The 17,594-nt window shown below is 64.8% G+C and carries 16 protein-coding genes; 12 read left to right on the top strand and 4 right to left on the bottom strand.

Annotated elements, in window-relative coordinates; genetic code table 11:
* Window positions 1-49: 49 nt before the first annotated feature.
* Window positions 50-1,627 carry a F0F1 ATP synthase subunit beta gene (gene atpD, locus LB515_RS14810; protein WP_095769728.1) on the top strand — a complete coding sequence of 526 codons (1,578 nt, stop codon included), beginning with the start codon at window positions 50-52 and terminating at the stop codon, window positions 1,625-1,627.
* Between the two features lie 109 nt (window positions 1,628-1,736).
* A complete protein-coding gene (locus LB515_RS14805) occupies window positions 1,737-2,144 on the top strand; it encodes a F0F1 ATP synthase subunit epsilon (protein WP_095769727.1) in 408 nt (135 codons plus the stop codon).
* Between the two features lie 188 nt (window positions 2,145-2,332).
* Here LB515_RS14805 and LB515_RS14800 read toward each other — a convergent pair whose 3' ends face one another.
* The gene (locus LB515_RS14800; protein ID WP_224708150.1) at window positions 2,333-3,838 is read right to left on the bottom strand and encodes a mannitol dehydrogenase family protein; all 1,506 of its coding nucleotides are present in this window, start codon (window positions 3,836-3,838) and stop codon (window positions 2,333-2,335) included.
* A 164-nt stretch (window positions 3,839-4,002) separates the two neighbouring features.
* Here LB515_RS14800 and uxaC point away from each other — a divergent pair, with 164 nt between their 5' ends.
* The 8 genes from uxaC to LB515_RS14760 all read left to right on the top strand — a co-directional run bounded on the left by uxaC (window position 4,003) and on the right by LB515_RS14760 (window position 11,102).
* Entirely contained in the window at window positions 4,003-5,406 is a 1,404-nt protein-coding gene (gene uxaC, locus LB515_RS14795; protein ID WP_224708149.1) for a glucuronate isomerase, read from the top strand.
* 29 nt (window positions 5,407-5,435) lie between these two features.
* Window positions 5,436-6,413 carry a TRAP transporter substrate-binding protein gene (locus LB515_RS14790; RefSeq protein WP_224708148.1) on the top strand — a complete coding sequence of 326 codons (978 nt, stop codon included), beginning with the start codon at window positions 5,436-5,438 and terminating at the stop codon, window positions 6,411-6,413.
* Window positions 6,410-7,000: a TRAP transporter small permease gene (locus tag LB515_RS14785; protein WP_224708147.1), complete on the top strand. Its 591-nt coding sequence runs from the start codon at window positions 6,410-6,412 to the stop codon at window positions 6,998-7,000. The genes LB515_RS14790 and LB515_RS14785 overlap by 4 nt, the downstream gene beginning before the upstream one ends.
* 3 nt (window positions 7,001-7,003) lie before the next feature.
* Window positions 7,004-8,284, top strand: a complete 1,281-nt coding sequence (locus tag LB515_RS14780) for a TRAP transporter large permease (protein WP_224708146.1) — start codon at window positions 7,004-7,006, stop codon at window positions 8,282-8,284.
* An 11-nt stretch (window positions 8,285-8,295) separates the two neighbouring features.
* Window positions 8,296-9,069 carry a FadR/GntR family transcriptional regulator gene (locus LB515_RS14775; RefSeq protein WP_224708145.1) on the top strand — a complete coding sequence of 258 codons (774 nt, stop codon included), beginning with the start codon at window positions 8,296-8,298 and terminating at the stop codon, window positions 9,067-9,069.
* A gap of 20 nt (window positions 9,070-9,089) precedes the next feature.
* The gene (gene kduI / locus LB515_RS14770; RefSeq protein ID WP_224708144.1) at window positions 9,090-9,935 is read left to right on the top strand and encodes a 5-dehydro-4-deoxy-D-glucuronate isomerase; all 846 of its coding nucleotides are present in this window, start codon (window positions 9,090-9,092) and stop codon (window positions 9,933-9,935) included.
* A complete protein-coding gene (gene kduD / locus LB515_RS14765) occupies window positions 9,932-10,699 on the top strand; it encodes a 2-dehydro-3-deoxy-D-gluconate 5-dehydrogenase KduD (protein ID WP_224708143.1) in 768 nt (255 codons plus the stop codon). The genes kduI and kduD overlap by 4 nt, the downstream gene beginning before the upstream one ends.
* Before the next feature lie 70 nt (window positions 10,700-10,769).
* Window positions 10,770-11,102: a cupin domain-containing protein gene (locus tag LB515_RS14760; protein ID WP_224708142.1), complete on the top strand. Its 333-nt coding sequence runs from the start codon at window positions 10,770-10,772 to the stop codon at window positions 11,100-11,102.
* Here LB515_RS14760 and LB515_RS14755 read toward each other — a convergent pair.
* Both LB515_RS14755 and LB515_RS14750 read right to left on the bottom strand, forming a co-directional pair.
* Window positions 11,099-12,178, bottom strand: a complete 1,080-nt coding sequence (locus LB515_RS14755) for a glycosyltransferase family 9 protein (protein ID WP_224708141.1) — start codon at window positions 12,176-12,178, stop codon at window positions 11,099-11,101. The genes LB515_RS14760 and LB515_RS14755 overlap by 4 nt on opposite strands.
* Window positions 12,179-12,395: 217 nt before the next feature.
* A complete protein-coding gene (locus LB515_RS14750; protein ID WP_224708140.1) occupies window positions 12,396-13,022 on the bottom strand; it encodes a LysE family translocator in 627 nt (208 codons plus the stop codon).
* Between the two features lie 453 nt (window positions 13,023-13,475).
* Here LB515_RS14750 and LB515_RS14745 point away from each other — a divergent pair, with 453 nt between their 5' ends.
* Both LB515_RS14745 and recQ read left to right on the top strand, forming a co-directional pair.
* Window positions 13,476-15,122 (top strand): hypothetical protein, encoded by a 1,647-nt coding sequence (locus tag LB515_RS14745; RefSeq protein WP_224708139.1) that lies wholly within the window; start codon window positions 13,476-13,478, stop codon window positions 15,120-15,122.
* Window positions 15,122-16,957, top strand: a complete 1,836-nt coding sequence (recQ, locus tag LB515_RS14740; RefSeq protein ID WP_224708138.1) for a DNA helicase RecQ — start codon at window positions 15,122-15,124, stop codon at window positions 16,955-16,957. Before LB515_RS14745 ends, recQ begins: the two co-directional genes overlap by 1 nt.
* Before the next feature lie 19 nt (window positions 16,958-16,976).
* Here the strand turns inward: recQ and LB515_RS14735 are convergent, their stop codons facing one another.
* Window positions 16,977-17,549 carry a TetR/AcrR family transcriptional regulator gene (locus LB515_RS14735; protein ID WP_224708137.1) on the bottom strand — a complete coding sequence of 191 codons (573 nt, stop codon included), beginning with the start codon at window positions 17,547-17,549 and terminating at the stop codon, window positions 16,977-16,979.
* Window positions 17,550-17,594: the final 45 nt, after the last annotated feature.

The following is a 17,594-nucleotide window of genomic DNA, read 5'->3' as shown; positions in this document are numbered from 1 at the left end:
ACACCCGGCGAGCGGCGTGAACAACGGATAGACGAAAAGGGCAAAGACGATGGCGAAAGCAGCTACCCCGAAGACCGCCGCCAAGGCGGCACCGGCCCCCAAGGCGGCGAAGGCCCCGGCAGCCGCCGAGAAGGCCGCCGCTCCGGCGAAGAAGGCGGCCGCTCCGGCCAAGGCCGCGGCTTCCGCAGCCAGCGTTGCGGCCAAGCGCGTCGGCGCCGCCGGCAAGGTCCGCCAGGTCATCGGCGCCGTCGTCGACGTGCAGTTCGAGGATCACCTGCCGGCCATTCTGAACGCGCTGGAAACCGACAATGTCGGCAACCGCCTGGTGCTCGAGGTGGCCCAGCATCTCGGCGAGAACACTGTGCGCTGCATCGCCATGGACTCGACCGAAGGCCTGGTCCGCGGCCAGGAGGTCTATGACACCGGCGCGCCGATCTCGGTTCCAGTGGGTCCCGGCATGCTCGGCCGCATCATCAACGTCATCGGCGAGCCGGTCGACGAGGAAGGCCCGGTCGACGGCGTCGAAATGCGCGCCATCCACCAGCCCGCTCCGGCCTATGTCGACCAGTCGACGGAAGCGCAGATCCTGGTCACCGGCATCAAGGTCCTCGACCTCCTGGCGCCTTATGCCCGCGGCGGCAAGATCGGCCTGTTCGGCGGCGCCGGCGTCGGCAAGACCGTGCTGATCCAGGAGCTGATCAACAACGTCGCCAAGGCGCATGGCGGCTTCTCGGTGTTCGCCGGCGTCGGCGAGCGCACCCGCGAAGGCAACGACCTCTATCATGAGTTCATCGAATCGGGCGTCAACAAGAAGGGCGGCGGTGCCGGGTCCAAGGCCGCGCTCGTCTACGGCCAGATGAATGAACCGCCGGGCGCACGCGCCCGCGTCGGCCTGACCGGCCTCACCGTCGCCGAATATTTCCGCGACCAGGGCCAGGACGTGCTGTTCTTCGTCGACAACATCTTCCGCTTCACGCAAGCGGGCTCGGAAGTGTCGGCGCTGCTCGGCCGCATTCCTTCCGCCGTGGGTTACCAGCCGACTCTGGCGACCGACATGGGCGCGCTGCAGGAACGCATCACGACCACGACCAAGGGCTCGATCACCTCGGTGCAGGCCATTTACGTTCCGGCCGACGACTTGACCGACCCGGCGCCGGCGACCTCCTTCGCCCACCTCGACGCCACGACCGTGCTGAACCGCGCGATCTCTGAAAAGGGCATCTATCCGGCCGTCGATCCGCTGGATTCCACCTCGCGCATGCTCGACCCGATGGTCGTCGGCGAGGAGCACTATCAGGTTGCCCGCCAGGTGCAGTCGATCCTTCAGCGCTACAAGTCGCTGCAGGACATCATCGCCATCCTTGGCATGGACGAGCTGTCGGAAGAGGACAAGCAGACGGTTGCCCGCGCCCGCAAGATCGAGCGCTTCCTGTCGCAGCCGTTCTTCGTCGCCGAAGTCTTCACCGGCTCGCCGGGCAAGCTGGTCGACCTCGCGGACACCATCAAGGGCTTCAAGGGCCTTTGCGCCGGCGACTACGACCACCTGCCGGAAGCCGCCTTCTACATGGTCGGCGGCATCGACGAAGCGGTCGAGAAGGCGCAGCGCCTGGCGGCTGAAGCGGCATAAGAAAGCGAATAGGGAGTAGTGAGTAGTGAGTAGAGAATAGCGGTGTGATCCGGGCCGTTGCGTCCCTTCACTACTGACTACTCACTATTCCCTACCTGCTAAGGTTTACATGGCTGAAGCTTTCAAGTTCGAACTGGTCTCGCCGGAGCGGCTGCTCGTTTCCGAGCAGGTCGAGTCGGTCGTCATCCCGGGTGCCGAAGGCGAGATGACGGTGATGGCGCAGCACGCGCCGGTCATGACCACCATCAAGCCCGGCGTCGTCACGATAAAGACCGCGGGCGGCAAGGAAGAGCGCTTCGTCGTGTTCGGCGGTTTCGCCGACATCCTGCCTTCCGGCTGCACGCTGCTTGCCGAATCGGCGACGCATGTGAACGACATCGATCGCGCCGATCTTGCTCGTCGCATCCAGGAGGCCAAGGAAGACGCGGCCGACGCAAAGGACGACGAGAGCCGCAGCAAGGCGGAGCAGTTCCTCAGCCAGCTCACCACACTGGAAGGCGCGCTGCTGCCGGCCTGAAGTCGGCTGCCGACAAGCGATTGAGAAAGGTGGGGCTTGCCCCGCCTTTTTTGTTGGTGCTTTCCGTTTGCGAAACAGTCCCGAATGCGAATGGGGTCGATCATGCCCGCGCTGCAGGTGGTGAACGGGTCGGCCGGCAAACAGTGAAGCCGTCCCGGCGCACCGTCGAGCCATGCCGGGCACAAACGCTATCCAGCCGTTCCACTCTTGTTGCCGAGCGCGGCAAGAGCCAGCTTCGGACCGCCCTGCTTGAAATGGACGAGGTGCGTGGCGACAAACCCGATCAACCTTTGTCGTTCCGCGTGGCCTTTGGCAAAGCCGGCGAGGTCGAACACGGCCTCGGCCATTGTCGTCGTCGGCAGATTGCGGCCGAACAGCTCGTTAAGGGCAGCATCGAGCGGGTCGGTGAAATGGCCCTCAGGCAAGCTGCTACCGCGCGCGGCGCAGGCGGCGATCCAAGCGGCGACAACCAGCGACAGATGTTCCGGCAGCAAGCCGGCCTCTAGCCGGGCGAGGGCGGAGGCGACGATGCGTTGCGGCAGCTTCTGGCTGCCGTCATTGGCGATCTGCGCAGTGCGGTGGGCGAGCGCCGTGTTGGAAAAGCGCTCGGCGAGCTCGGCCGTATAGGCGCTTGTGTCGAGCCCGGCCTGCTGCGGCAGGGTTGGAATAGCCTCGGCCCAGAGCCAATCGACGAACTGCCGGATCGACGGATCGGCAAAGGCGCGGTCGACGGTGGCGTGGCCGCTGAGCAGGCCGAGATAGGCGATGCCCGAATGCGCGCCGTTGAGCAGCCGCAGCTTCATGTCCTCGAAGGGGCCGACATCCTCGACCATGGTGACGCCGAATTTCTCCCAGGCAGGCCGCCCGGCGGGAAAGCGGTCCTCGATCACCCATTGCCGGAACGGCTCGGTCATCACCGGCCACGCGTCATCGATGCTGAGCTCGCCAGCGATGCGGGCGCGATCGGCGTCCGTGGTCGCCGGCACGATGCGATCGACCATTGAGGACGGGAAGGCCACTTCATCGGCGATATGGCCTGCCAACGGCCGGTCGCCGGAGCCTGTCTGGGCGTCGCGCAATTTCGCGAACTCGACCAACAACCGATGCAGCGTCGCGCCGTTGGCCGGCAGGTTGTCGCAGCAGAGCACCGTGAAGGGCGGCGTGCCGGCGGCGCGGCGGCGCGCGAGCGACTCGGCGAGAAATCCATGCGCCGTCTTCGGCGATACCGGGTTGGCGAGGTCGTGGACAATTTCGGGGTGCGCGCTGTCGAGCGTGCCGTCGGCTGCTCTCAGATAGGCCTTTTCGGTGATGGTGAGCGTGACGATGCGGGTGCGCGGATCGGTGAGCGCGGCGAGCACCGCGCCAGGGTCCTCCGGAGCGACGAGCAAGGACTGGATCGAGCCGATGACCTGCAGCTGCTCGCCGGCGCTGTCCCTGATTGCCAACGTGTAGAGCCCGTCCTGCGGCTTAAGTGCGTCGCGCGTGTCAGGACTGCGCAGCGAGACGCCGATGATGCCCCAATCGCTCTCGCCATGCGCCAGACAGGCATCGACATAGGCGGCCTGATGGGCACGGTGAAAGGCGCCGACGCCAAGATGGACGATGCCGGGCGCGACGGATTTGCGGTCATAGCGAGGCACCAGAACTTCGGCCGGCAGCTCCGCAAGGGTGGCGTTGGACAGACGGCCGTTCATGGAAGCTGGTCTCCGATCGGAAAACGACGGCAGCGACCTAACACCCGCTGTCGCCGTGCACAATGGCCACGTCCCTTTCGAAAGTCATCATACAACTACATAATATTTGTATGTTGACATTATCTCTGGCCGATCTACCAATGGCGAAGCCTGGGAGGAGCCGCGTGGCCGCATTGACCGATCCGGACCTGCTGTTTTCGCCGGAAACGCGATCATTGGCGCGCGCCCTTTACGCGGGTGTGAAGGACCTGCCGATCGTCAGTCCGCACGGCCACACCGATCCGCGCTGGTACGCGCTCAACGAACCGTTTTCCGACCCGGCGCAGCTCTTGATCGTGCCGGACCATTACATTTTCCGCATGCTGTTCAGCCAAGGCGTGCGGCTGGAGGAAATCGGCGTGCCGGCGCTCGACGGCGCTCCCGTCGAAACCGATGGCCGGGCGATCTGGCGGCGCTTCGCCGAGCACTATTATCTCTTCCGCGGCACGCCCACACGGCTGTGGCTCGATCATGTGTTCGAGCATCTGTTCGACATCAGGGAGCCGCTTACCGCAGCCAGCGCCGACCGCATCTACGACACGATCGCCGCGCTGCTGCAACGCGACGACTATCGGCCGCGCGCGCTGTTTGAACGCTTCAACATCGAGGTGATCGCGACGACCGAAGGCGCGCTCGACGACCTCAAATGGCACCGTATGATCCGCGACAGCGGCTGGAAGGGTCGCGTCGTCACCGCGTATCGGCCGGACGCCGTGGTCGATCCCGATTTCGAGGGCTTCGCGGCCAATCTGGATAGGCTCGGCGAGATCACCGGATGCGACACCGACAGCTGGTCCGGCTATCTCGATGCGCATCTAAAGCGCCGCGCCTTTTTCAAGGAGTTCGGCGCGACCTCGTCCGATCACGGTCATCCGACGGCCGAGACCGCCAATCTCTCCGACGCGGCGGCGCAGGAGCTGTTCAACCGCATCCGGCGCGGCTCCGAGGATGAGCGCGAGCGAAAACTGTTCCGAGCCCAGATGCTGACCGAGATGGCCAAGATGAGCCGTGACGACGGCCTGGCGATGCAAATCCATCCTGGATCATGGCGCAATCATTCGCCTTCCATTTTCCGGAAATTCGGCCGCGACAAGGGCTTCGATATCCCGACGCGGACCGATTATGTGTCGGCGCTGAAGCCGCTGCTCGACTGCGTCGGGCTGGAGCGCGACCTCACGATCATCCTGTTCACGCTCGACGAGACGAGCTATGCGCGCGAGCTGGCGCCGCTCGCCGGCGTCTATCCGGCGCTCAAGCTCGGGCCAGCCTGGTGGTTCCACGACAGCCCGGAAGGAATGCGCCGCTTCCGCGAGATGACCACCGAGACGGCGGGCTTCTACAACACCGTCGGCTTCAATGACGACACGCGCGCCTTCCCGTCGATCCCGGCGCGCCACGACGTCGCGCGGCGTGTCGACTGCGCCTTTCTGGCGCGGCTGGTCGCCGAGCATCGCCTCCGGGAGGAGGAGGCGCATGAGCTGGCGCGGGAGCTTGCCTACTCGCTTGCCAAGAAGGCGTACCGACTCTGAGCCAAGGTATTCGTGAAGGGAGGAAAGACATGTTGCGTATTTCGAGATTGCTGGCGACGACATTCGCCATCGGGTCCTTGATGATCGGAGCCGCGCAGGCCGAAACCGTCCTGCGCTCTTCGGACACCCATCCGGACGGCTATCCGACAGTCGAGGCGGTCAAATATATGGGCGAGCTGATCAAGCAGCGCACCAACGGGCGCTATTCGATCGAGGTCTATCATTCGGCGCAGCTCGGCGAGGAAAAGGATACGATCGAGCAGACCCAGGCCGGCGTCATCGACCTCGATCGCGTCTCCATGGGGCCATTCAACGGCATCGTGCCGGAAACCGCCGTGCCGTCGTTGCCCTACATCTTCCGCTCGGTCGAGCATATGCGCCATGTCATGGACGGGCCGATCGGCGACCAGATCCTGAAGGCGTTCGAGGCGCATGACCTTGTCGGACTCGCCTTCTACGATTCCGGCGCGCGCTCCTTCTACAACACCAAGAAGGACATCGCCTCGATGGCAGATATGAAGGGCATGAAGTTCCGCGTCATCCAGTCGGACGTCTTTGTCGACATGGTCAATGCGCTCGGCGCCAACGCCACGCCGATGGCCTATGGCGAGGTCTATTCGGCGCTGCAGACCGGCGTCATCGACGGCGCCGAGAACAACTGGCCGAGCTTCGAATCCGCCAAGCATTACGAGGTCGCCAAGCACTACACGCTGGATCAGCACCAGATCGTGCCGGAGGTGCTGGTGATGTCGAAGGCAAGCTGGGACAAGCTGGCGCCGGAAGACCAGGCGATCGTGCGCCAGGCGGCCAAGGACAGCGTCGTCAAGATGCGCGAGCTATGGGACGCGCAGGAGAAGAAGTCGCGCGACATCGTCGAGAAGGCCGGCGTCAAGATCAGCGAGATCGACAAGCAGCCGCTGATCGACGCCATGAAGCCGGTCTACGACAAATATCTGTCGACGCCCGAGCTCAAGGACCTCGCCGCCCGTATCCAGGCGACGAAATGACCGGGATCGGCAACAGGCCCGGTGGCACGGAGGCCTCCGTGCTGCCACCCAGCCGGTCGGGTACGAAAGGGTTCTGGCTGCGGGTGGAACAGGCCCTTTCTGGGCTTGCGCGGTTGGCCTTATGGGTCAGCGGCACCGGGTTGACGCTGATGACCGTCATCATCTTCTGGCAGGTCTTCTCGCGCTACATGCTGAACCGCTCGCCGAGCTGGACCGAATCCTCATCCGTGCTGCTGATGGGCTGGTTCATCTTTCTCGGCGCCGCCGTCGGCGTGCGCGAGCGCACGCATCTCGGCTTCGACGTGCTGCTCTATGTCTTGCCTGCCTCGGCCAAGGCGGTGCTGCGCAGCATTTCTGATCTCGTCGTGCTGGCCTTCGGCGCCGGCATGATCGTCTATGGCGTGCAGCTCGCCAGGTTGACCTGGAACACGGTGATGCCGTCGCTCGCCTTGCCCGGCGGCGTCAGCTTCCTGCCGGTCATCATGGGAGGCGGGCTGGTCTGCCTGTTTTCACTCGAGCGGCTGGCGGGGCGCTTTGCCGGGCTGCCGGTCGATGCCGACATCTACGCAACCGGCGAGGAGCTCTGAACCATGGCGCTGACCGTGCTTTTCGGCACTTTCGTCTTCCTGCTGGTTATCGGCACGCCGATCGCGTTCTGCCTCGGCGTCGCCAGCTTCGCGACGATCCTCACAATCGGCCTGCCACCCGTCGTCGTGTTCCAGCGGCTCAATTCCGGCATCAGCGTCTTTTCGCTGATGGCCATCCCGTTCTTCATCTTCGCCGGCGACCTTATGGTTCGCGGCGGCATCGCCGCCCGCCTGGTGGCATTGGCCGGGTCCCTGGTCGGCCACCTGCGCGGCGGTCTGGGACAAGTCAACATTGCCGCGTCGACCATGTTCGGTGGAATTTCCGGTTCGGCGGTAGCCGATGCCTCAGCGGTCGGCGGGCTGATGATCCCGCAGATGAAGGCGCGCGGCTATGGCATCGACTATGCCGTCAACATCACCTCCGTCGGCGCCATCATCGCGCTGCTGATCCCGCCGTCGCACAACATGATCATCTATTCGATCTCGGCCGGCGGCCGCATCTCGATCGCGGATCTTTTCACCGCCGGGGTTCTGCCGGGGCTGCTGCTGGCCCTGTCGCTGATGGTCACCGCCTATCTGGTGGCAAGCCGGCGCGGCTATCCGACGGAACCTTTTGCCGGTTTCGGCCGGGCCTTGCAGCTGCTTGTCGCCGCCATTCCCGGGCTGATCCTGATCGGCATCATCTTTGGCGGCGTCCGCTCCGGCATCTTCACCGCCACCGAAAGCTCCTGCATTGCCATCGTCTATGCTTTCCTGGTGACGTTGATCATCTACCGGTCGATGAGCTGGAACGATTTCGTCACCGCGACGACAGCGGCGGTGCGCACGACAGCGATGGTGCTGATGATCATCGGCTGCGCCGCGGCCTTCGGCTGGCTGCTGGCCTATCTGCGGGTTCCGGCAGCGCTTGTCGCGTTTTTGCAGTCAGTGTCCGACAACAAGCTGGTCATACTGCTCCTGATCAATGTCGTCCTGCTCATTCTCGGCACATTCATGGATATGTCGCCGCTCATCATCATCACCACGCCCATCTTCCTGCCGGTGGTGATGGCCTATGGCGTCGATCCCGTGCATTTCGGCGTCATCCTGATCCTCAATCTCGGCATCGGCCTCTGCACGCCGCCGGTCGGCGCGGTGCTGTTCGTCAGTTGCGCCATCGGCCGCATTCCCATCTGGACGGCAATGCGCTCGATCTGGCCGTTCTATGGAGCGGCCTTCATGGTGCTGATGCTTGTCACCTACATACCGGAAATCTCATTGTGGCTGCCGAGCCTGTTTCACTAGGAGGGCACCACGTGTCTCAAACAGTTGCCGACCTCAGGGTCGAACGGAAGCCGAAACTGTCGGAGACCGTGGTCGCGGCGATCCGCAAGCAGCTCTTGGCGGGCGAGATTCCTCCCGGACAGAAGCTGCCAACCGAAGGCCAGCTGACGGAGACTTTCGGCGTCAGCCGCACGGTCATCCGCGAGGCGCTGGCCAAGCTTGCCGCCGATGGCCTGGTCGAAGCGCGGCAAGGCGCCGGCGTCTTCGTCAGCGAGCACATCTCGACGAGCTTCGGCGTTCTGGCCGCCGACATGGGAGCCAAGGATTCGGTCGCGCTCAACGTGCTCGAGGTCCGCCTCGCGATCGAGATCGAATCGGCGGGCCTGGCCGCCATCCGCCGCAACGCCGCCCAGGAGGCCGCGATCCAGGAGGCCTTCTTCGAGTTCGAGCGGCTGCTGCTCGCCAGCCAGCCGACCGGCCCGGCCGACCTCGCCTTCCACCGCGCGATCGCCAGCGCCACCAACAACCCGTTCTATGTCGAGATGCTCGATGTGCTGGGACGCCGTGCCATTCCTTGCGACGTGACCTCGCCCTGGTCGACAGAGCTCGTTCAGTCGGACGAGTACCAGCGCGGCCTGCAGCGCGAGCATCTCGTCATTCTCAACGCGATCTCGGCAGGCGATGCCGAGGCCGCGCGCGAGGCGATGCGCACGCATCTGACCCGCAGCCAGCAGCGCTACCGCGAGCGGCTGCAGGCCAGACAGACCTATTATGCCAATTCGCTGAAAGCCGCATCGACCGAATGACCGTCAGACAAGGCCTAGAAATGGACCAGACACAATTTTCCTCGCGCTTCGCCATCGATCCCATCACCGCCGCGGCCATGGGAACAGACGAGCTGCGCCACCATTTCCACGTCGAGGGGCTTTTTCAGCCGGGCCTCGTCAGCCTGACCTACACGCATTACGACCGCATGATCGTCGGCGGCGCCATGCCTATCGACAAGATCCTGCCGCTCGAGGCGATCAAGCCGACCGGAACCAAGGCTTTCCTCGACCGCCGCGAACTGATCGCCGTCAACATCGGCGGCGCCGGCACCGTCACGGCCGACGGCATGGCTTACGAATTGGCGGCGCGCGACATGGTCTATCTCGGCATGGGCGCCGAGCAGGTGTCGTTCGGCTCGGCGGAGCCCGACAAGCCGGCAAAATTCTACCTGCTTAGCGCACCGGCGCATCGGCCCTATCCCAGCCAGTTGATCCGCATCGGCGACGCCAGACGGCTCGACCTCGGCAGCCAGGCGACCAGCAACGAACGCTCGATCTTCCAGTTCATCCACGCCGACGGCGTCAAGACCTGCCAGCTCGTCGTCGGCATCACGCAGCTCGCGCCAGGCTCGGTGTGGAACACCATGCCTTGCCATGTGCATGACCGGCGCATGGAAGCGTATCTCTACTTCGATCTGCCGGAAGGGCAGCGCGTCTTCCACTTCATGGGCGAACCGGACGAGACGCGCCACATCGTCATGCGCAGCGAGGAGGCGGTGCTGTCGCCGGGCTGGTCGATCCATTCGGGCGCCGGCACATCCAACTACGCCTTCATCTGGGCGATGGCCGGAGACAATGTCGACTATACCGACGTCGATCAGGTGGCGATGGATCAATTGCGGTGAGCGATCTTTCCGCCTTCAGCCTCACGGGCAAGCGCATCCTGGTCACCGGCGCCAACACCGGCATCGGCCAAGGCATCGCCGTGTCGATCGCGCGCGCCGGCGGCCTGGTGGTCGGCGTCGGCCGATCGGCGATGGATGACACCGCCGCGAAAGTTACGGCCGCGGGCGGCAGCTTCGAAGCGGTGAAGGCCGATCTCGGCGACCCGGACGAGGCGGCCGCGATGTTAGACCGGGTCTGGGACGAGAGCGGCCGGCTCGACGGCCTCGTCAACAACGCCGGCATCATCCGGCGCGCCGATGCGGTCGACCTTACCGAAGCCGATTGGGACGAGGTGATGGACATCAATTTGAAGACGGTCTTTCGCCTGTGCCAGAGCTTTGCCAGGCGTGTGCTGGCGGAGCCCGGACGGCGCGGCAAGATCGTCAATATCGCCTCGGTGCTGAGTTTCCAGGGCGGCATCCGCGTTGCTTCCTATACGGCCTCGAAGCACGGCGTGCTCGGCCTCACAAGGCTGCTCGCCTGCGAATGGGCGGCGAAAGGCATCAACGTCAACGGCATCGCGCCGGGCTATATCGAGACCAACAACACCGAGGCGCTGCGCGCCGACCCGGACCGAAGCGCGGCCATCCTCGGGCGCATCCCCGCGGCGCGCTGGGGCCGGCCCGACGACATCGGCGACGCGGCCGTGTTCCTGCTGGCGCGGGCGTCGGACTATATGCATGGCGCGGTGGTGCCGGTCGATGGCGGCTGGCTGGCGCGGTGACCGTCTCCCGCCGGAAAACCGCGCCGGACCTTTCCTGGATTTGCTTTACAAGCCGAACGGAAGCTGAGCGATGACCGATATCTTTTCGCATGCGGGCGAAAAAGCCTGGGAGCCGACGCCGGACGGCAACAGGCGGCGCGTGCTGGTGCATACCGATGAATTGATGATGGTCGAGTTCGCCTTCGACAAGGGTGGCGTCGGCGCGCTGCATTCGCATCCCCACGTCCAGGCAAGCTATGTCGCCGAGGGTCGCTTCGAGGTCACTGTCGGCGGCCGATCGGAGATCCTCGAAACAGGCAGCAGCTTCATCGTGCCGTCCAATCTCGTACATGGCGTCAAGGCGCTGGAGGCCGGGCGGCTGGTCGACAGTTTTGCGCCTTGCCGGGCCGATTTCCTCGGTTAGGGCAGGTCGGCGGTTCTATCGGACGCCGATTGCTCCGCAGCGGTTTCACGCCTTTCCGGAACCGCTGCGACCGCCATGTGATCGCGGCGGCCTGCCGCGAGCAGGCGATGCGCGGCATCGAGTATGGCCTCGACCGGCGCGTCGGCGACATAGGCCGAACGGCCTCGCCTTGGCACCGTGACGACTTCGACCGCATTTGAAAGGGGGCGCCAGCGCTCCATATTGGCGCCGTTGTTGACGATCACCGCCGGCGTCATGACGGCGGCCATGAGATGCGCCAGTCCGCCCTCCATGCCGATATAGGCGACCGCCATCTCGCCCAGCGCAAGCAGGAGATCGTCGAAGCTCGTGATGTCCGGCGCCAGTTCCGGACCGGCCACCTGGAGGCGGCCTTCCCTTGCGAGGAGCGCCGGTGGCGCCGGTCCGCCGCCGGGGGTCGCCAGATACAGCACCCGGTAGCCGGCATCGATGAGATTGCCGGCAACGGCCACCACCTGATCTTCGCTCATGCACTTTCTGCCATGGGCATTGCCGCCAAGCAGGACGAGCGGACGGCCGCAACCGCCGCGCAGCTGGCGCGCCAGAGCCCGCGCGGCGTCCGGCACATCGAGCCTGTGATCGAAAGGCAGATGCCGCCCCGCCAGACGCTCGACCAGCCGGTGGTAGCGCCAGGCATTGTGTTCCGGCCGCAGCGTCAACCGCGTGCCCCAGCGCAGCGACAGAAGATGGCCGGCAAAGTTCGCTTCGTAGCGGATGCCCCGGCCTGCAAGTCGAAGAGCCGTGAGGATGAGGCCCGGCACGCCGGTGCGCAGATCGACGACGATGGCTTTGCGGCCGCGCGGCGCGAATTCGGCGAGGATGGCTGAAAGCGGCGTCTTCGTCCTGAAATCGTCGACGAGATGCGCGACATGCTTGTGCAACGCATGCGAGAGCGATGAGCCGCGCATGGCGCCGTAGACGACACGGCTTTGCGGAAAGGCCGTCCTCGCCGCCCGCAGGGCCGGAATCCGCAGCAAGCCGTCGCCAAGCGCGTCGTTGCGGGCATAGAAGATCAGCACGGGCGCGGATGAATCCATGGCGAAAACGGATTCCATTGCTGCGGTGTCGGAGAAGCAGGACGACTGCGGAAGAATAGTATCAGCAAGCCCCCGGCTGAGTTCTGCAAGAATATGCTTGGTTTCTTTTATAAAGAAAGCGCGATCTCGTCACCCCGCCGACGCCGGCCATGCGGGCCTTCTGTCGCGAATTCGGCTATGACAGACTGCCTGAACCGGCGCCGCCGGGTGAAGCGTTTCAGCGCTGCTGCAGCGCCAGGCGTATGCCGAGCGCGCAATATATGCCGCCGACCACCTTGCCCTGCCATTTCAACACCGCCGGATTGCGGCGCAGCAAGGAACCCAGGCCGCCCGCACTGACGGCGAAGATGACCGTGCTGAAGAGCCCGAGCAAGACAAAGATGATGCCCAGCAGCATCAGCTGCAGCACCACGAAACCACCTTGCGGGTGCACGAATTGCGGCAAGAAGGCCAGGAAGAACAGCGCGGTCTTCGGATTGAGCACTTCGGTCAGGATCGCCTGCCGGAAGGCCCGGCCCGCGGAAATGGGGAGCGTCGTGGCCGCCAGGTCTGCCGGCGCCTTTTCGAAAATGGCGCGGATGCCGAGATAAACGAGATAGGCCGCGCCGATATATTTGACGATGCTGAACAGCATCGCCGAAGCGGCGACGACGGCCGAAATGCCGACGATGGCCATGATGGTGTGGATGACGTCACCCGCAGCGACACCGGCGCCGGTGGCGATGCCGACCTTCGTGCCCGAGCTCGTCGCCCGCGCGACCGTGAGCAGCGTCGCCGGCCCCGGGATGAAGACGAAGCCGAACACGACCGCGATGTAGGTGACGAGCGTCGCGGGATCGATCATGCCAGGGCTCCTTTTGCGTCGGGCGCCGCCCTTCATCGGAGCGGCTCGGCGTTATAGCACCGCAGAACGGGCCGGGGGAGCTCTCGGGCGGCGAAGTCGGCGATCGCCGCGATTCGAGCGGAATGTCGTGACGGCCCTCCAGGCTTCGGTGATTTCGTCGCAAGCGCACGCTATCCCCACCGCCCTGTCGTTCGAAGCCGCCGCGAATGGACCGCGGCATTGCTTTGACCTTCCGTTTCAATGCACGTCGTTGTATCGAGACGACAAGGCCGAACGATGCCGGATCGACAATCGAGCCAAGGCGCCTGCCCCAGGCGGCGGCAAGATCAAGGGGGCTAGCTTGGAAGAGCAGGCGACATGTGAGACCCGGCGATGCCGGGCTGGAACGTGCAGGCTCCACGACAGGCGCGCTTGTCGCCAGGATGGAATCGGCGACCGGAAGCAGCCTGCCGCATGATCGCGCCACCCATTCTCACCGCGAGCCGGCTTGGGCTTATCGTGACGCCGGACATGTTGCCCGGCGGTGATGGGATCAACATCAACGGGCCGTCGCTGATCGGCATGCCGGACTGGGCGCCGGGGCGGCTGGGCGCCTACTATCTCTATTTCGCCGACCACGGGGGTTCCTATATCCGCCTCGCCTACGCCGATTCGATCGAAGGCCCGTGGCGCATCCATCCCGGCGGGGTACTATCTCTCGCTCAATGTCCGTTCATCAAAGGCCACATCGCGTCTCCCGACGTTCATGTCGATCAGCGGAATCGCCGCTTCGTTATGTATTTTCACGGACCGGCAAAAGGCGGAGAAGGCCAGACGACCTTTGCCGCGACATCCGGTGACGGCCTTCATTTCAATCCGCTTTCCGAGCCGCTCGGGCCTTCCTATGCCCGGTTCTTCCGCCACGATCAGTGGTGGTACGGTCTTCTCGGGACAGAAGCCATCACCGTCTTCCGCTCCAGGACCGGCATCTCCGATTTCGAACGGGGTGCGGTCGTTCTGTCCGGCATGAAGCGCCTTCCCACCCCGCGGCATCTTGCACTGCAGAAATCCGGTCGCTGGCTGCGGGTCTTTTACACGCGCAGGGGCGACGCGCCGGAACGGATACTTCACGGCACGATCGATCTCGCCGAGGACTGGAGACGCTGGACGGTCAAAGGCGAGACCGAACTGCTGCGGCCGCAGACGGACTTCGAAGGCGCGGGCTTGCCGGTTTGCCCCAGCCGGGACGGGCCGGCCGAAGGCGCGGAGAACGCGTTGCGCGATCCTGCGATTTTCGAGGAGAGAGGCCGCACCTGGCTGCTCTACGCCGTTGCCGGAGAGAGCGGCATCGCCTTGGCCGAGATCACGTCGAGGGACGTTCCTGGCAAAGCAGCCCGGATGCCGGCGACCACTCTACGCCGTGGCGCAAGACGACTGTTCTGGCGATTGCGCAAGGCTGCGCCCCGGCTGCCCTCGGCAATGACGTTTCGCAAAAGAATCTTCATTGCCGGCTGTGCTCGCAGCGGAACCACGCTAAGCCGTCGTTTGATGGCGTGTTTCGACGATATCTATGTTCATAGGGACGAAGCGCCGTATCAGGCGCTGCTCGAACTGGATCGCCCCGAAGTCAATCTGGTCGTCAAACGCACCTATGAGAGCCATAAGGACATCGAGCATCTGCCTGGCTCGGTCGGATTGATCTATTGCGTGCGGCATCCTTTCGACGTGCTCACAAGCTCCCATCCAGAGACGGTGAACGAACGGCGTTTTCACGTAACGACCGAGCGCTGGGAGGCGGAGTATGACGGGTTGACGCGCCTTAGAAAGGCTCAACCCGAAAGAGCCGTTTTCTATCTGCGCTATGAGGAATTGATCGCCGAACCCGATATCGTCCAGGGCAGGATCGCCCGGTCGTTCGGTCTGTCACCGGTCACGCTTTACAGCCGCGATGCGGACAATCCGATACGGCCGACGTCGCTAAGAAAATGGGAGCGCAATGAAGAATTCCAGACCTACCTGCATGGCCTGCCAGCGGCGTTCCTCGCCCGCGTGGAGGGCTTCTGCCACGAATTCGGCTACGAAATGCCGGCCTACACCTTGAACGCGGGAACGGCGCGGTGATGCCGGCGCAGGCAGTGAGCATCCGGGCCGAGGATCACAAGCGGCGCGTCCTGAAGGATGTGTTCGGCTTCGACGATTTTCGCCCCGGGCAAGCGACCGTGATCGAGGCGTTGCTGTCCGGGCGGCATGTGCTGGCGGTGATGCCGACAGGCGCCGGCAAATCGCTCTGCTATCAGGTTCCGGCTCTGGTCAAAGGCGGGCTTACCATCGTGGTGTCGCCGCTGGTGGCGCTGATGCAGGACCAGGTCGCCGCCTTGCGCCTTGCCGGCGTGGCCGCCGACACCATCAATTCCTCGCTCGACCGCGACGCCAATGTCGCTGCCTGGCGCCGCGTGGCGTCCGGGCAGACGCGGCTCCTCTATATGGCGCCGGAGCGGCTGATGACAGAGCGGATGCTCGAAGCCCTGTCCCGGCTCGATGTCGGCCTGATCGCCATCGACGAGGCGCATTGCATCTCGCAATGGGGACCGGCCTTCCGGCGCGAATATGAAGACCTGTCGCAATTGCGCGGCGTGTTTCCGCAGGTGCCCATCATCGCGCTGACGGCGACGGCGGACGAGGCCACGCGCGCCGACATCGAAGCGCGGCTGTTTGCCGGGCGCGCCGAAACCCTGGTGCTGGGCTTTGACCGGCCCAATATCAAGCTGGCGATAGAGCCCAAGCAGGACAGCAAGCGCCAGCTGCTGCGCTTCATCGAGCGTCACCAGGGCAAGAGCGGCATCATCTATTGCCTGTCGCGCCGCAAGACGGAAGAAATGGCGGCTTTCCTGGAGAAGAACGGCGTGCGCGCGCTCGCCTACCACGCCGGCATGAGCAAGGACGCGCGAGAGGCGAACCAGAACACCTTCATGAGCCTGTCGGGCGTCGTCATGGTGGCGACCATCGCCTTCGGCATGGGCATCGACAAGCCCGACGTCGCCTATGTCTTCCACACCGACCTGCCCGGCAGCCTCGAGGCGTATTACCAGGAGATCGGCCGCGCCGGCCGCGACGGCCGAGCGGCGGAAGCGCACATGCTCTACGGCGCCGGCGACATCCGCACGCGCCGGATGTTCATCGACGACGAGGATACCTCGCCCGAGCACAAAAGGCGGGCGCATCGCCGGCTCGACACGCTGATCGGCTATTGCGAGACGGCGCAGTGCCGGCGCCAGGTGCTGCTCGGCTATTTTGGCGAGGAGGCGCAAGCCTGCGGCAATTGCGACAACTGCCTCGACCAGGCGCCGCGCGCCGATGGCGGGGCGGAGGCGCGGATCATCCTCGCGGCCGTCGCGCAGAGCGGCGAGCGCTTCGGCGCCGCCCATGTCATCGACATCCTGCTCGGCCATGAGACCGAAAAGGTGCTGGCCAGAGGCCATCAGCAGCTCGCCAGCTTCAGGACCGGCATCATGCACCGGAAGCCGGTCTGGCTGTCGCTCATCCGGCAACTTGTCGCCGGCGGCTTCCTGGTGCCGGATCCCGACGGCCATGGCGGCCTCGCCATCTCGGAAAGCGGCCGCGCGCTCGGCCGCGGCGAGGTTGCGTTCGAGTATCGTGTCGAAGGCCGGGACCGTCTGGCGCGCGGCAGGAAGCGTGCCGCGCAAGGCTCTGCCACGGGCGAGGGCGTGGACACTTCCTTGCTGGCCGCGCTCAAAACGCTGCGGCTGCGGCTCGCCAAGGAACGGCAGGTGCCGGCCTATGTGGTGTTCTCCGACCGCACGCTGATCGACATGGCCGAGCGCCGTCCGCGCGACCTCGACGACTTCGCCGAGGTGAACGGCGTGGGTGCAGCAAAGCTCAAGGAGTTCGGCGAGGCGTTCTTGAGTGCGATCGCGGCGCACCCGTCAGAAAGCTGACAAGCCGTATATCTCAGCCTCAACCCACGCCTTGGACGGCCTGAACCATGGCATTTGCGGCTTCAACGGGCTGCAGGCCAGCTTCGCGCACCAGCGTGCGCCAGGTGAAGAAGCTCAGCGCCACGCGCAGCATCGCTCGCTGGCTGCCGCCAAGGCCTTCGCCGAGCACTGCCTGGCAGGTCGCGAAATACGGGCCGATGCTCGTCTCGACAGCCTCCCGGGTTGGCGGGTGATGTTCGGCGTCGCGCAACACGCTGGCCACCACGCTTTCATTGCGCCCGTACCACTCGTAGATCGCCAGCAGCGCGATCCGCATCCGTTCGCCTGGGTCGGCCACAACTCGCCACGGCTCCGGGCTCGGCAGCGGATGCGTCTCGATGTGCGTGCTCGAGCAGGCCTGCAGCAGGCTGCGCTCGTCGGGGAAGTGGGCGTAGAGCGTGTGTCGCTGAACGCCGGCGCGCTCGGCGACCAAGCTGAAGGTCGTTGCTGCGGGACCAACGCTACCGTGCAGGTCGATCGCAGCTTCGACGATGCGCCGCCGGGTTTCCGCCTGCTGCTCGGCACGGCGTTTAAGGGTGTATTTGCGGGTCATGTATTTAAATGCACACGCATGTGCACCCATTGTTGACAGGGTTCT

It is taken from the genome of Mesorhizobium sp. CA15 (assembly GCF_020165215.1).
Lineage (GTDB): Bacteria > Pseudomonadota > Alphaproteobacteria > Rhizobiales > Rhizobiaceae > Mesorhizobium.
Note: the sequence above shows the minus strand (reverse complement) of the source record. Positions and strands in the feature narration are given on the sequence as shown.